This window comes from Rhodococcus sp. C26F (assembly GCF_053345925.1).
Window position 1 is genome coordinate 293,974 of sequence record NZ_JBKFBA010000001.1, and the last position, 14,927, is coordinate 308,900.

Annotated in this window: 12 protein-coding genes; 3 read left to right on the plus strand and 9 right to left on the minus strand. The window is 69.3% G+C overall.

Translation table 11 applies throughout. The annotated features are described in order from the left end of the window. Positions 1-907, plus strand: a 907-nt coding sequence (locus tag ACLBYD_RS01340) for a ParB/RepB/Spo0J family partition protein (protein ID WP_447815109.1), incomplete at its 5' end; no start/stop codon positions are given. 58 nt (positions 908-965) lie between these two features. Further along, on the plus strand, positions 966-1,655 hold the full coding sequence (locus ACLBYD_RS01345) for a GNAT family N-acetyltransferase (protein ID WP_447815110.1): 690 nt from the start codon (positions 966-968) through the stop codon (positions 1,653-1,655). 74 nt (positions 1,656-1,729) lie between these two features. Here the strand turns inward: ACLBYD_RS01345 and ACLBYD_RS01350 are convergent, their stop codons facing one another. The 4 genes from ACLBYD_RS01350 to ACLBYD_RS01365 all read right to left on the minus strand — a co-directional run bounded on the left by ACLBYD_RS01350 (position 1,730) and on the right by ACLBYD_RS01365 (position 5,785). Then, positions 1,730-2,908: an N-acetylmuramoyl-L-alanine amidase gene (locus tag ACLBYD_RS01350; RefSeq protein ID WP_447815111.1), complete on the minus strand. Its 1,179-nt coding sequence runs from the start codon at positions 2,906-2,908 to the stop codon at positions 1,730-1,732. A 135-nt stretch (positions 2,909-3,043) separates the two neighbouring features. Further along, the gene (trxA, locus tag ACLBYD_RS01355) at positions 3,044-3,373 is read right to left on the minus strand and encodes a thioredoxin (protein ID WP_006550900.1); all 330 of its coding nucleotides are present in this window, start codon (positions 3,371-3,373) and stop codon (positions 3,044-3,046) included. Between the two features lie 46 nt (positions 3,374-3,419). Continuing rightward, entirely contained in the window at positions 3,420-4,385 is a 966-nt protein-coding gene (gene trxB / locus ACLBYD_RS01360) for a thioredoxin-disulfide reductase (protein ID WP_271035973.1), read from the minus strand. 200 nt (positions 4,386-4,585) lie between these two features. After that, on the minus strand, positions 4,586-5,785 hold the full coding sequence (locus ACLBYD_RS01365; protein WP_447815112.1) for an NADH:flavin oxidoreductase: 1,200 nt from the start codon (positions 5,783-5,785) through the stop codon (positions 4,586-4,588). 105 nt (positions 5,786-5,890) lie between these two features. Here ACLBYD_RS01365 and ACLBYD_RS01370 point away from each other — a divergent pair, with 105 nt between their 5' ends. Continuing rightward, positions 5,891-6,442 (plus strand): TetR family transcriptional regulator, encoded by a 552-nt coding sequence (locus tag ACLBYD_RS01370; RefSeq protein ID WP_006550897.1) that lies wholly within the window; start codon positions 5,891-5,893, stop codon positions 6,440-6,442. Between the two features lie 23 nt (positions 6,443-6,465). Here ACLBYD_RS01370 and ACLBYD_RS01375 read toward each other — a convergent pair whose 3' ends face one another. The 5 genes from ACLBYD_RS01375 to ACLBYD_RS01395 all read right to left on the minus strand — a co-directional run bounded on the left by ACLBYD_RS01375 (position 6,466) and on the right by ACLBYD_RS01395 (position 14,870). Further along, positions 6,466-7,188: a hypothetical protein gene (locus ACLBYD_RS01375; RefSeq protein WP_447815114.1), complete on the minus strand. Its 723-nt coding sequence runs from the start codon at positions 7,186-7,188 to the stop codon at positions 6,466-6,468. Between the two features lie 54 nt (positions 7,189-7,242). Further along, positions 7,243-7,791 (minus strand): RNA polymerase sigma factor SigM, encoded by a 549-nt coding sequence (sigM, locus tag ACLBYD_RS01380; protein WP_447815350.1) that lies wholly within the window; start codon positions 7,789-7,791, stop codon positions 7,243-7,245. 142 nt (positions 7,792-7,933) lie between these two features. Continuing rightward, on the minus strand, positions 7,934-11,752 hold the full coding sequence (murJ, locus tag ACLBYD_RS01385; protein WP_447815115.1) for a murein biosynthesis integral membrane protein MurJ: 3,819 nt from the start codon (positions 11,750-11,752) through the stop codon (positions 7,934-7,936). Beyond that, positions 11,749-14,268, minus strand: a complete 2,520-nt coding sequence (locus ACLBYD_RS01390; RefSeq protein ID WP_447815116.1) for a glycoprotein — start codon at positions 14,266-14,268, stop codon at positions 11,749-11,751. The genes murJ and ACLBYD_RS01390 overlap by 4 nt, the downstream gene beginning before the upstream one ends. Next, entirely contained in the window at positions 14,265-14,870 is a 606-nt protein-coding gene (locus ACLBYD_RS01395; RefSeq protein ID WP_447815117.1) for an NUDIX hydrolase, read from the minus strand. Before ACLBYD_RS01395 ends, ACLBYD_RS01390 begins: the two co-directional genes overlap by 4 nt. Between the last annotated feature and the right edge of the window lie 57 nt (positions 14,871-14,927).

The window sequence follows — 14,927 nt, forward strand, 5'->3', positions numbered from 1 at the left end:
GCCGGCGCCCGCGTCCCCGGCGGAGCCTGTCGAGGACGACGCGGCACGGGCGTCCGGAGCGGCGTCCGAAAGCGAACCCCTCCCCTCCCCAACCGGAGCGGTGTACCTCGAGATCCCGATCGACCGGATCGAGCCCAACCCGAAGCAGCCGCGGCAGGTCTTCGACGAGGAAGCGCTCGCCGAGCTCGTCCACTCCGTCCGCGAGTTCGGGCTCATGCAGCCGGTCGTGGTCCGCCGTCTCGAAGGCGACCGATTCCAGCTCGTGATGGGTGAGCGTCGCTGGCGTGCCGTCCAGGAGGCGGGCCTCGACACGATCCCCGCGATCGTCCGCGACACCGAGGACGAATCGCTGTTGCGCGACGCGCTGCTCGAGAACATCCACCGGGTGCAGCTCAACCCCCTCGAAGAGGCCGCGGCCTATCAGCAGTTGCTCGAGGAGTTCGAGGTCACCCACGAGGAACTCGCGAGTCGGCTCGGACGGTCGCGGCCGGTCATCACGAACATGATCCGGCTGCTCAAGTTGCCGGTCGCGGTGCAACGACGCGTGGCGGCCGGAGTGCTGTCGGCCGGGCACGCGCGTGCCTTGTTGGCGCTCGAGGCCGGTGCCGACGCTCAGGAGGCACTCGCCGCACGCATCGTCGCCGAGGGCCTGTCCGTGCGGGCGACGGAAGAAGCCGTCGTGCTCGCCAACCGCAACGACACCCCCGACGCTCCGCAGCAGAAGCGTCGGAAGCCCCTCCAGATGCCGGGGCTGCAGGACGTCGCGGAGCGCCTGTCGAACTCCTTCGACACGCGCGTGACCGTGAGCCTCGGCAAGCGCAAGGGCAAGATCGTGGTGGAGTTCGGTTCGGTCGACGACCTCGAACGCATCGTGAAGATGATGGAGTCTCAGACCGACATTTCTTGACTCCTCGTCGGAGCAGGACAACAGTCTGTAGACGAAAGACGTGGAGGCGAGCTATCCCGTGTCGACCCGAGTATCACCGCTCACGTTGAGTGGGATCGAGCAGTTGCCTGCTCATGCGCGACGGTGCGTGTTCTGGGAGCTGGATCCCACCTCATCGCCCGACGTTCAGCAATTCGCCGACCCCGAATTCGAGAAGGAAGCATGGCTGTCCATGGTCCTTCTCGAATGGGGGTCGTGCGGCCAGATCGCGACGATCGGCGACAAGGCCGCCGGGTGCGCGCTCTACGCTCCCCCGGGCATGGTTCCCCGCGCGCAGGCCTTCCCCACCGCGCCCGTCAGCGCCGACGCGATCCTGCTGACATCCATGCGGACCGAACCGCACGCGGACGAGCTGGATGTCGGAGCCGACCTCATCCGCGGTGTCGTTGCCGATCTCGTCCGTCGTAACGTCCGTGCCATCGAGGCCTTCGGGATCCGACGCACCGCCGACGTAGAAGCGAGCGATGTGCCGCACGCGACGGCCGCACTCGGGTGCTCCGACACGGAGTGCATGATCGACGCCGACTTCCTCGAGGACATGGGCTTCGAGGTCGTCGCCCCGCACTACCGCTACCCGCGGCTGCGTCTCGAGCTCGACCGCGACCACGAGTGGAAGTTCGCCGTGGAGGCCGCCCTCGATCGGCTCCTCGAGGAGTCCTCTCTCACCGTCGCGGATCTGACCGCAGGTTCGGCCGTCGGCGCCCACTGACGTACACCGGACACCGACGAAAAAAGACCGNCCGCAGACTCTGCGGGGCGGTCCTTTTCTCGTCTACGGGCCGGCTAGCGACTGTCGGAGATGGACAGCTCTTCGGCAAGCAACTCGGCGAAGGTGTACGTGCCGGTCGGCTGGTCGTCCTGGCCGAGCAGGTACAGCCGCTTCACCGCGATGAGGATCGCCTCGGCGATGATGTCGCGGCTGCGCGGATCGGCGAGCAGCGCGGCGTCCTGCTCGTTGGTGAGGTAACCGAGATCGATCTGCACCGTCGGCATGTTCGTCAGGCGCAGCAGATCCCAGGTGCGGCCGTGGCTACGGCAGTCCTGCAGGCTCGTGCGGGCGACGATCTCGCGCTGGATGTAGCCGGAGAGCACCTGGCCGATCATCGACTCGGACCCGTGCGAGTTGCCGTAGTGGAAGCTCGCGATGCCGTTCGCGGCGGGACTGCGACTCGCGTCGCACCGCAGCGAGATCATGAGGTCGGCACCGAACGCGTTGGACGTGCCCGCGCGTTCGACGTCGGTCGGATTCACGTGGTACGGCCGCGACAGGAAGGTCTCCATGCCCGTCGCCGCCATCCGGCCCTCGAGCCGACGCGCGAGATCCCACAGGATGTCGGCCTCGGAGATCGGGCCGTGGGGGCTCGGCACGATGATGCCGTGGGTGTTGCCGCCGAGACCCGGGTCGATGACGATGCGCTTGCCGCTGAGCTGCGGACCGGAGCGGCGCACGATCTCCTCCTCGGAGATCGCGTGGGGCGACCCGCCCGACACGCGCGTGCCGAGCAGTTCGAGCGAACGCAGTGTCTCGGCACCGCAGATGCCGTCGGAGGCGAGTCCGATCTCGCGCTGGAAGGAGCACAGACCCTCGTGGGTCTTCGGACCGAAGTAGCCGTCCACGCGGTCGACGTAGAAGCCGAGATCCTGCAGACGGGTCTGCAGGGCCGCGACGTCGTCGCCGTAGAGCGGAGCGGAGAGCTGATACATCAGGGTGCGCGCACCGAGCTTGTACGACGCTTCCTTCAGGGAACGGTAGGTCGCGGGGCCTACGATCCCGTCGACGAGCAGACCGCGCTGCTGCTGGAACGCGCGCACGGCTCCGTCGAGTTCACGATCGAAGGGGACGTCCGATCCCATCCAGTCGCCCGACTCCTCGGGCTCGTTGTGCAGGAAGCCCAGGCCGGCCAAGGTGCTCCGGATCTCGGCGACCGCCGGACCGTGGTCGCCGTGACGAAGAGGGCGCATGTATCGGGCCTTTCCGTGCTGACCGGATCGGTGCCCGGCGTGAGGGCTGGGCAGCATCGAACGGGGGTTGGATGAAGGATGTGCCCGTGAAGACGGGCTCACGGGCACATCCGAGAGGTTGATCCTGGGACGGTACTACAGGACGTCCGCGAGATCCCGAAGCAACGCCGCCTTGCCCTTGGCCCCCACGATCGTCTTCGTCGGCTTGCCACCGGAGAAGAGGATCATCGTGGGAATCGACATGACCTGGTAATCGCGTGCGGCCGACGGATTGGCGTCGATGTCGAGCTTGGCGACGGTCAGCTTGTCGCCGTGCTCGGCCGCGATCTCCTCGAGAACCGGAGCGACCATCTTGCACGGACCGCACCAGGTGGCCCAGAAGTCGACGAGGACGGGCTTCTCGGACTGCAGTACGTCCTCGACGAACGACGAGTCGGTGATGGTGACGGTGTTCTTGTCGGCCACGGATGTCTCCTGAATCTCGGGATGGAATGTGGAACGGGGTGGTGGATCAGGCCTCGGCGAGCGTGGGCGCCTCGACCTCGCGGTTCGCGACGAGCCACCGCTCCGCGTCGATGGACGCCGAGCATCCGGTGCCGGCGGCGGTGATCGCCTGGCGGTAGGTGTGGTCGACGAGGTCGCCCGCGGCGAAGACGCCCGGCACGGAGGTCGCGGTGGACGGCGCCGAGACCTTCACGTAGCCCTCATCGTCGAGGTCGACCTGACCCTTGACGAGCGAGCTGCGCGGGTCGTGGCCGACGGCGACGAACAAGCCGGTGACCGGCAGGTCGCTGCGCTCGCCGGTGACGGTGTCCTCGAGGACGAGGTTGGTGACGCTGTTCTCGCCCTGCACCTCGGCAACCTTCGCGTTGGTGACGAAGCGGATCTTCTCGTTGGCGCGGGCGCGCTCGAGCATGATCTTCGAGGCGCGGAACTCCTCGCGGCGGTGGATGAGGGTGACGCTGCGCGCGAAGCGCGTCAGGAAGGTCGCCTCCTCCATCGCGGAGTCGCCACCGCCGACGACGGCGATGTCCTGGTCGCGGAAGAAGAAGCCGTCGCAGGTCGCGCAGGCGGAAACGCCGCGGCCGAGCAGCTGCGACTCACCGGGCACACCGAGGTAACGCGGCTCGGCGCCCATCGCGAGGATGACGGCGTGGCTGCGGTAGGTCTCGCCGTTGGCGACGACCGTCTTGACCGCGCCCGTGAGGTCCATCTCGTCGACGTCCTCGGTGCGCAGATCGGCGCCGAAACGCAGTGCCTGCTCGCGCATCTGGTCCATGAGCTCCGGGCCCATGATCCCGTCCTTGAAGCCCGGGAAGTTCTCGACCTCGGTGGTGGTCATGAGCTCGCCACCGAACTGCGTTCCCTCGAAGACGAGCGGGGTGAGTTCGGCGCGGGCCGCGTAGACGGCGGCGGTGTATCCGGCCGGTCCCGAACCGACGATGATGAGGTCGTGAATCGTGGGCGAGGTCGTCATGCGGCGGAGCCTTCCGGTTGGGTGATCGGGGGCGCGAGGACTGCGGGCGATCCGGCCGAAACCGGACGGCAGCCTACAGATACTGTCAACACCAGGGTAAACGGTGTTGTTCCCCTTCCGCCGTGCGTCCCGCCACAGACGCCCTGTACGGACCGGTCGGTCGCCCGACCGGCCCGCCCCCGATGCGAACCGGGACGGTCTCAGACCGCGCCGGGCACGTCCCGAAGCGTCTCGCGGATCACACAACGCGTGCCCGTATAGATGGTCGGCATGCACTTGTTGCAGTGGATGCACAGACCTTCGTGTGCCGTCTTCTCCTCGAACTTGCGGACGAGATACGGATCACGCAGCAGCGCGCGGCCCATGGCGACGAACTCGAAGCCTTCGTCGAGCGCCGTCTCGATGGTGTCGAGCCGGTTGATGCCGCCGAGCAGGATCAGCGGGATCTTCAGTTCCTCCCGGAACTGCCGGGCCATGGGCAGGAAGAATGCCTCCTCGAACGGGAGCTTCGGGAAGATCTTCGGCCCGTAGACCTTCAGTCCCCAGCCGACGACCTTCGGCTGCGACGCCTGGAACTCCTTCATCGGGACGTCGCCGCGGAAGAAGTACATCCCGTTCAACAGCGAGCTCCCACCGGTGAGCTGCATGGCATGGATGGTGCCGTCGGACTCGATGAGCTTGGCCATGGGCAGCGACTCGTCGAGCCACAGACCCTGGGGCACGCCGTCGGTCATGTTGAACTTCGCGATGACGGCCACCCCCTCCCCCACTGCCGTGCGGACGGCCTCGAGCACGCGACGCGGGAAGGCAGTGCGGTTGGCGATGCTGCCGCCGTACTTGTCGGAGCGCTTGTTGAGATTCGGGCTCATGAAGGAGCTGAGCAGGTAGTTGTGTCCGAGGTGGACCTCGACGGCGTCGAATCCGGCCTCGACGGCGAAGCGCGCGGCGCGCGCGTAGTCCTCGACCACCCGATCGAGCTGCTCGAGTGTCGCGCCGCGGACGAGCCCCATGGCGGGGGCGCTGATGCGCGTGGACGGCGCGAGCGTCTTCATCTTGTTGGAGATCTGGTTGGCGACGAGTCCGGCGTGGCCGATCTGCGCGGAGGCCAGACCACCGGCGGCGTGCACGGCGTAGGTGAGCCGGGTCAGGCCGGGGACGGAGTCGGCGTCGAGCACGAGGGTGTCGCGGTGGACGCGGCCGTCGTGGGAGACCGAGCAGTACGCGACGGTCGTGAGGGCGGTGCCGCCGCGGGCGACCTCGGCGTGGAATTCGACGAGTTCGTCGCTGACGGCTCCCCGAGGCATGACCCCTTCGAAGGTCGCCGCCTTGACGATGCGGTTGCGGAGGGTGAGCGGCCCGAGTCGGGCCGGTTCGAACACGGTGGGTCGCGGCGAAGACATGCCCCTACTTTCGATGCCAGTGGTACCGTAATTACGCTTCGACTATAACGCTCGTCACACTCCGCGCCAGATCGATTCCCACTCGGTCCCGACATCACGGATCCCATGCCCAGCACCGCTCCGGGGCGCCCCCGCGACCCCCGAATAGACAACGACGTCCTCACCGCCACCCGCGAAATGCTCCGCTCCCACGGCTGGGACGGGCTGAGCCTGCGGGCGGTCGCCGCCCGCGCCGGCGTCGGCCGCGCCGCACTCACGCGTCGGTGGCCGACCAAAGCCCACCTCGTGCTCGACGCACTGCTCGGTTCCGCACCCGATCTGACGCCCTACGACGGCATCGATCGCAAGGGCTGGATCGAATGGGTGGTCACCGGGAGCATCGAGTTGTTCTCCCGGCCGGAGGTCCGCGCTGCGCTCCCGGGGCTTCTCGCGGCACTGCGGGACCACGACGACCTCCGCAACACGCTCTGGCGCACGTTCAGCGGCCCCAGCACCGCCCTGTTCGCCGACGGCGACGGCTCGGACGTCGAGATCGACGCCAAGGCCGTGCTCGTGATGGCAGCGGGGTCGGCGTTGTTCGCCGGCCTCATCGCCGCGGAGGACGACACACCCGCGCTGCGCGCACGGATCCTGGAACTGTTGTCGACCGTGGCGTAGCGCCGGACCCGAGCGCCGGAAGGTCAGCCGATCGTCTTGCGGACCAATATCTCGGGATCGTCTGCGTCGCAGTCGGTTCCGACCACCAGAGCGGTGAGCGCCGGTGCGTCCGGTCCGCTCAACAGGACGAGGACGGCATCGTCGCCGGCGTACCGCACCGCGCGTGAACCGATCGGTGACCGGCCTTCGAAACCGTTCGCGTCCAGGCATTCCCGGAGACGATCGGCTCCACCGAGGAGACCGGGATCGGTGTCGCCGATCATCGCCCGCAGGGTGGAAGGTTCGAACAGGGCCTCGTCCTCCGCTGCCGCGACGGGAACACCGGTCGGGTCGTCGCTACCGAAAGCGGTTCCGCGCACGACCACCACGAGCATCACCGCCACTGCGGCCGCGACCGCGGCACCGGCCACCGCCCACCGGCGACGCCGTGCGATCGGGGACGGTGTGGACCGGACATCGGACCGGTCGTCGGATCGATCCTCCGCGAGCGCGGCACCGATACGCGCGGCGATCTCGGGCGGAATCGATTCCTTCGGTGGGGCGTCGCGCAGGGCCGACAACCGCGCCTGCGTCGCGTCGAGCCGCGCCAGATACACGACGGCCTCGGGATCGCGGCGCACGCGCGGCCACAACCGGGCGGCGAGCTCCTCGTCGAGCACCCCGGCATGCAGATCGGCGAGCAACTCCGCGGAGTACGGCGGACGCATCTCGGCGGAGTTCGACGGACGCATCTCGTCCTCGTTCATGCGCGACTCTCCTCCGCGGTTCGGCATCCCTCACCAGAGTAAGACGGAGGAGGATCACGATCGGTTCCCCTCGGAGCGAAGGTCGTCGAGAAGAACTGCGAGCCGGCTCCGCGCGCGGGCACAGCGGCTCTTGACCGTTCCCTCCGGAACACCGAGACGTTGCGCCGCCTCCCGGACGGAGAAACCTTCCACATCCACCGCGACGACGGCTGCCCGCTGGTCGGGTGGCAGTGCGAACAGGGCGGATTCGATGTCGAGTGCGATCTCGGTGTCGTGGATGGGATCGCGCGGGGTACGCAGGTCGTGCGAATCGTCCTCGAACAGTGGGGCGGTCACGCGGACACGATTGCGGCGGATGCGATCGAGGCACGCGTTGACGACGATCGAGTGCAACCAGCTGCGGACCGCGGCGTCCTCCCGGAAACCCGAAGCCCTCCGGTGCGCCGAGAACAGTGCCTCCTGCAGCGCGTCGGCCGCGTCCTCGTTCGAGTAACTGGTCCGCCGCGCGACCTGCCACAGATGGTCGTGATGTCGTGCCAGCAAGGCGGAGAAGGCATGCCGATCGCCTGCGACGTGTGCTGCGAGCAGCTCGGCATCCGACACCACCCCATCGGACGCCACCCCGTCCGACACACTCCCGCCGTCGTCGACACCCCCGTCGGGCACGGCGATTTTTGCGATCCCCCCGAAAATTCGCACGCGCGGATGGTAGCCGATCCGGACGATTCCGCCCGGCTGTCCGCGGTCAGCGTGCGGCTTCGAATTCCACTTCGGAGAGGGAACTCTTGTTGCTTCCGCCGCTCGAGCTCAGATCGGTGATCCACACCAGCACGTGCGAGGTCTGGCCGTCCGCCTCGACCGGGATCGTGGTCTCACCGGAAGCCAGTGTGCCCGAACCGATCACCTGCGTCTGATCGAGCGACGTCGACTCGGACGGTGCGCTGCGCACCTCGACGACCGTGCCCGGCGTGTCGGTGGTGACCTTCACCGCGGACAGCTCCGACGCGTCGGCGAGCGTGAACAGAAGTCCGACACCGTTCTTCAGCGACGGGAACGGATCGAAGTAGGCATCGGTGCTCCACGAGGTGGACGGATCACCGTCGATCGCCTGCGACGCGGTGGCGGGCGAATCGGGTGTGCCCTGGGGCGAGAACACCGACACGGAGGTCGCGGAGACCGGAGCGCTCGCCGCGGGTCGCGGCGGCGCGGCCTCGGCCTGCTCGTCGCCCGCCCCGTCCTCGGCGGGTGCCTCGGCGGTGGGGGTCAGGCCGAACTCCTGGCTCGTCAGCGGGGCATCGTTGGCGTCGCCGGCGAGCAGGTTCGCGATCCACCATCCGATGAGCGCGAGCAGCAGCACGGTCGTGGCACCGAGCGCGGCCAGGGCGATGAGCATCCGCTGAGAATGCTTCTTCTTCTGTTCCAGCGCTTCGGGATCCGCGAGTGCATGCGTCTCCGCGGCGGCAGCGCGCTGCCCGATCCGCAGTGCCGGGATCATCTCGGTCTTCTGATCGACGACCGACGCCTGGTCGAGGATGTGCTGCACGGTCGCGGCGGTCCGGATACCGCCGTCCTCGGACAGGGCACGCACCGCGACCGCCGAGATCTCGAACGGCACGTCGGGACGCAGGACGCGCGGCTCCACCGGCACGCCGTCCTTGCGGTCGGGCTCCGGCATCCCGCCGACGGTGGCACCGCTGTGGTGCGGGACGGGAGCGCCGCCCGGAGCCGACGGCTCGCCGAGCGGCCATCGTCCGGTGATGAGTCCGTACAGACTCGCGCCGAGACCGCGCACGTCGGACATCGCGTCGGAATCGGAGAAGGTCGCGGGGAAGGCCAGCACGGCGTCGCCCGCCACGCTGATGCGGATGCGATCGGGATGGTCGATCGACAGGGCGCTGCCCGCACGGTGCGACGCCTCGGCGGCGGCCGCGAGCGCGCGGATCGCGCGTGCCGCACCGATCGGCGACGGCTCGGTGGTGGACATCTCCTTCAGCGACCGGCCGGGGGTCCACTCCGAGACGACGATGCCGCCCGAGCTGCCGCGCACCACGTCGAGGACGCGGGCGAGTCCGGGCGAATTGATACGACCGAGGCGCAGGGTGCGCGAGAGCACGGCCTGCGGCGAGTCGGGGCCGGTGCCGTCGGCCGCGCGCTGTTCCGCGTCGACGAAGGTCAGCGCGACCTCGCGATCGAGCTTGACGTCGAGCGCCTGCCAGAAACGCAGGCCGCGCGCGCCACCGTGCGGGGCGAGCAGACGGTAGCGACCGCCGGCGACCGAGGCACCGGCGATGAGATCGGGGCCCCGCATCGGACGGCGCGGCTGGGAGGCCGGGCCCGCGACACGCACCGGCGGGAGCTGCGGGGATCCGACGGGGATGACACCCGTGTCGAGGTTCGGATCGCGCGGCGGGCGCTGGCCGTCCTTGTCGGCAGACTTCTGCCGTGCGGCGGCATCGATGGTGGACTTGCCGGCAGCGTGGTCGTCGCTCACCCTCACTCCTTCGTTGTCGACTCGTCCACTTCCGGTGTGCAGACGCGGGTCGCCGCTGGGGGCCGCGAAGAACCGTGGTCGACGGCTCCCGGACCGTACCTGCTGCTGATCAGGGTACGGGAGTTGTCCGTGCGCATTGCTGCGACCGGGGACGTCCCTGATGGCGGGCATGACCTCTGTGATGGCGTCATAAGGTCCGACGCCGTACTCGCCGTAGTCGATACGCGGCAGGATGACGGTCTTCTCGGCATCCGATTCGGCGTAGCGCGGACGCGGGACGGGGGCGGGAGCCGGTGCCTCGTCGGAGGTGGTTCCGGTCTCGGGTTCGGAGGGGGCCTCCTCGACCGGGGCGGTGCCGCGCAGTGCCGCGACCTTCCGTCGCACGGCCGCTTCGATCGCGAGGATCTCGGGCACCTTGAGCAGGTACATCCCGACCAGCGCGACGAGCACCATCAGCACACCGTTGAGCCCGACCCGCACGAGCGAGCCGATGCCCCCGAAGCGGTCGGCGAGGACGTCGAGTTGCAGGAGACGGTCGGTGACGAGCACGACAACCGCCCCGGCGAGGGATGCGAGCACGACGTGCCAGACGGTGCGTCCGACGTTCGCCATCTGCAGGTTGCCGAGTGTGCGGTGCAGCAGATAGCCGCCGATGAACGCTCCGACGGCGAACGCGACGCCCGTGGCCGCGCCGAGGAGCAGCACCACCTGCTCGTCGTTCGCCGCGACGACGGGCGCCAGCGCGGACAGGCCGATCTTGACGGCGGTGATGCCGAGGATGATCCAGGTGGGGGTCCAGGCCTGTTCCCTGGCGTAGAACACGCGCAGGTGGATGAGCACCAGGGCGTACGGGATGAGCGTGAACGCCGACCAGCTCACCGCCTGGCCGAGGCGTTCGGCGTTGCTGCCGCCGAAGTTGCCGTAGCCGTACAGCGCGGCGCCGACCTGCGAACCCGCGATCGTCAGGAAGGTGACGATCGGGATGAGCGAGATCATGGTCAGGCGGGTCGCGACGGACAGGTCGTCGACGACGGCCGGGGTGTCGTCCGCGGCGGCGTTGCGACTCAGGCGCGGCATGATCGCGGTGAGCACGGTGACACCGAGGACGCCGTAGGGCAGCTGCAGCAACAGCCACGCGTTGTTGTAGATCGCCGGTCCGGCCTCGTCGGCCCCCGACGACACGCGTGTGGCGAAGACCATCCCGGCCTGGCTGATCAGCACGTACAGCACGATCGCGGCGGCCATGCCACCGAACTGCCGGAGCCGGTCGTCGAGACCCCACAGCGGCCTGAGATTGATGCCCTCGCGGCGCAGCGCGGGTACCAGGCACATCGCTTGCGTGATGACGCCGAGCAGCACACCGATGCCGAGGACGAGCAGTTTCGGATCGCTCATCCGCACCGGATCGAGGGTGATCTCGCCCGGCATCAGGTAGTAGATCACCAGCACGGTGAGCACCACGAGGTTGTTGCACACCGGGGCCCAGGCGCCCGGCTTGAACACCTGCCGGGTGTTGAGGATGCCCGTGAACAGGCCCGACAACCCGTAGAACATGATCGCGGGCAGGAGCAGGTACGACAGCGCCGTGGTCAGCGACGTCGAGACCTTGCCGGACTCGTCGAGGAAGACGTGGGTGGTCAGGACCGGGGCCGCGGCCACCGCGAGAACGGTCGCCGTGCCGAGCAGCACCAGCGCCGCGGTGAACAGTCGCCGGACGAAGGCCTCACCGCCGTCGGGGTCCTCCCGCTCGGCCCGCACCAGCACCGGCACGACGATCGAGGTCAGGACGGCGCCGAGCACCAGCTCGGAGATCATGTTGGGGATCTGGTGCGCGACGGTGAACGACGACGCGACGCTCGCACCGAGCAGGGTCAGGATGAGCAGCTGCTTGAGGAAGCCGGTGATGCGGCTGACCAGGGTCGCCACGGCGATGGAGCCGGTCGCCGCGAGCAGGCTCTGCGGCTTCCTGCGACCGGACGCGACGCCCGTCATGTCCGGCGAGGTGGTGGGAGAGTCCGACGGTCCCGGGTTCGGGTGTGTCTCCACGTCGTCCCGTGTGGAGTTCCCGGTCATTTCTCATACCCTTCGTCGGCTGGATCCGGCTCTCCCCGGAACCGGTGCAGAAGTCGTCTGCCCGCCAGGAACAGCAGGAGTGCTCCCGCACATCCCGTGACGACGGCGAGGATCTGGCCGTACGCATTGGAACGTACCGTCACCGTCGTCGAGCTGCCGAGAGGCAGGCCGGAGTCGGTGGTGAGTGCGAACTCCAACCGGAGGTTCCGCGAGTCGCTGATCTGAGCCGGCACCGTGAGGGTGCGGCTGCCGCGCGGCGGGAGCTGGGTCGGCCCGATGTCGGTGATGTCCACCGTGTCGGGCGCGTCCACCTGCAGCCGCACGGTGATGCCCACGGGCAGGTCGTTGCGCGCGGTGAGCAGCAGCGGACTCTGTTCGGACGTCAGGGTGTACACACCGCCGGTCGAGATGACCGTCACGGCGTCGTAGATGTCGTCGACGGCCTCCCGCACCTCGGCGGCGCGGTGCTCGCCGGTCGCGTAGGCACCGTCGGCGTCGGCACCGCGACGACCGGCCAGGCTCATCGCGCGCAGCAGGTCCTCGCGCAGCGGGGCGGTGAACTGCTGCGGGGTGAGCTGGGCCTGCGGGTCCTCGACCAGCGCCGTCTGGATCGCATCGAGGCGGCCGATCTGTTCCTCGGCCTCGGACACGACCGCGGCGGAGGCGCCGTCGGTGATCGCCTGCTCGGGATAGACCAGCAGCGAGGCCGTCGGGTCGTTCGCGGTGTTCGCGGCCGCGTCGACGAGCGCGGCGAGCGGGCGCGGCGTGGTCAGGCCCGAGCGGACGAGCGTGGAGAGCATCGACAGCACGGAGGCGGCGTCGTCGGGCGATGCCGACCAGTTCTGCGGCGGCGCGAACAGCACCGATCGGCCCGCGGCCGGCAGTGCCGCCCCGGTGACCTCGCTGACCGTCGGCACCATGGCCGGCCAGGCCAGCGCGCCGAGGGCATCCTGCAGGCGGGCCGTCGAGGAATCGCGGGAGAGGTCGTAGCGCGCCGAGGAGGGGACGAAGGACGGCGTCTGCGGGTCGGTGCCCATCCCGGCCAGTGCCGCGGACGCGGACGAGTCGAACAGGGCGGCGGTGAGGCCGGAGACACCGGAGATCCGGAAGCCGTTGCCGCCCGACGCGGTGGACGGCGTCGACGACGTGCCCGCGAGCAGGGCGCGTCCGCCCTCGACGGCGTTGTCGGACACCAGAGCGGTCACCGGGCCGTCGGCGGCGAGCATCGATCCGGTCTTCTCGGTGAGTACGCCGGAGTCGGGCCACATCACACCCGGGGTGGAGGTGACGCCGAGGATGGAGTCGACGATCGCCGCCGGTGATTCGAGCGCGGAGTCGGTCAGGGACGAGTCGGCGAGGTCACCGAGCGCGGTCAGGTCGACCTGCGCGAACGGCACGGCCATCGTGCAGGTCGTCGCCGCGAGGGCACGCAACCGCTCGAGCCAGGCGACCGCGGCATCCGTGCCCGAGCCCGGCCGCGCGTCGCCGGTCGGTTCGTTCGGATCCTCGACGACGAGATAGTCGCGCGTCATGTTCGCGACGGTCACGAGCAGGTCCGGGTCGATCGCCAGGCACAGTCCCTCGAGGACGCGGGGTTCGGTGCGGGCGGTGTCCTCGACGGCGCGCAGCAGACCGTCCAGCCTCCCGCCCTCGGCGAGCGAGGCCGCGAGGTCGTCGTCGACCAGGCGTACCGGCTCGGTGCCGGAACCGGCCACGCCGGCGGCGAGCCTCGGCCGATCGGCCAGCGGCCACAGCATCGTGACCGCGGCGGGGCGGGACACGTCGGGCGGCACGGCGGGGAACGCCTTCTCCTCGCTGTCGAGCAGGCCGTCGTCGGACGAGCGGGTCGTGCCCCGCGATCCGCCGTTGCCCGTCCCGCTTTCCTCGGTGAGCTCCGTGCCCTCGGTGAGCTCCGTGTCCTCGGTGACCTCGTCGCTCGCGGGAAGCGCGAGCACGGGCAGCAGGAAGCGTGCGTCGTCGAGGCGGGCCGCGCCGCCGTACTCGGGGACACCGTTGACGTTCACCAGCAGCGGGTAGACGCCGGGAGTGTCGATGTCGAGCGACGGCACGAGATCGGAGCGCAGCGGCAGTTCGAGTTCGAAGTCGGCACGTTCGCCCTGCCCCAGCCGGTCGGCGACCTCCTCGAACTCACCGACCGTGTCGAATCCGGCCTGGTCGAGGGACAGCGAGGTGCGCAGCGCTGCGGAGTCGGAGACCACCGGTGCGCGCTGCAGCCGCACCCAGACGTCCTCGACGTCCCGGTCGCCGATGTTCGCCACCGTGCCGCGGACCGTGACGACGGACTCGCTTGTGAGAGTCACCGTCTGCGGCGTCACCTCGTCGATGCTCAACTCGAGGAAGCGCGGCTCGTCGGGGTCGGTCTGGGCTGCGGCCGGGTTCGCCGTGGCCGTCGGGAGAAGAGTCGTCGGCAGAAGAGGCGTCACGCCTGCCGTTGTGAGGACGAGTACGAGCACGGCGAGCACCGCGGCGCCCGCCCGGGACACCACCACCGTCATCCGCGTGGGGCCCCCGGTTCGTCGGCATCGGGGAGTCGTGTGTGGTCCATCTCGGAGATGAGCTGATCGGCGATGTCGGCGAGCTTGCGTTCGTCGGCGTACGCCAGGCGGGTCCGCAGTTCGCGCAGCGGCACCCACGCCACCTCGGTGACCTCGACGTCCGCGTCGGAGAGTTCTCCGCCGAGATAACGCAGCAGGTAGTGGTGCACGGTCTTGTGGACCCGGCGACCCTCGGTGACGAACCAGTAGTCGATGCTGCCCAGCTCGGCGAGCACCGAGCTGCGCACTCCCGTCTCCTCGCGGACCTCGCGCATCGCGGTTTCCTCGGCGGTCTCACCCTGCTCGATGTGGCCCTTCGGCAACGACCACAGCAGGCGTCCCCGCCGGTCGGTGCGGCCGATCAGGGCTGCGCAGAGTTTCTCGGGCGGACCACCGAGTCCGTCGACCACCAGACCTCCTGCGGAGGTCTCGCGGACGGTCCGCATGCGAGGTCCGGGCGAAGCGGACGATCCGGGCGAAGCACCGTGTGCGGTCTTCTTTGCGCCCGCGCCACGCCGCCGCGAGCTGCGGCGGTTACGGTTGGCACGTTCGGCGGGCGACACCTCATAGATAGTAGATGGACCGACGTCGGTCCCGGCTCAACCACACGAACGCGCTGC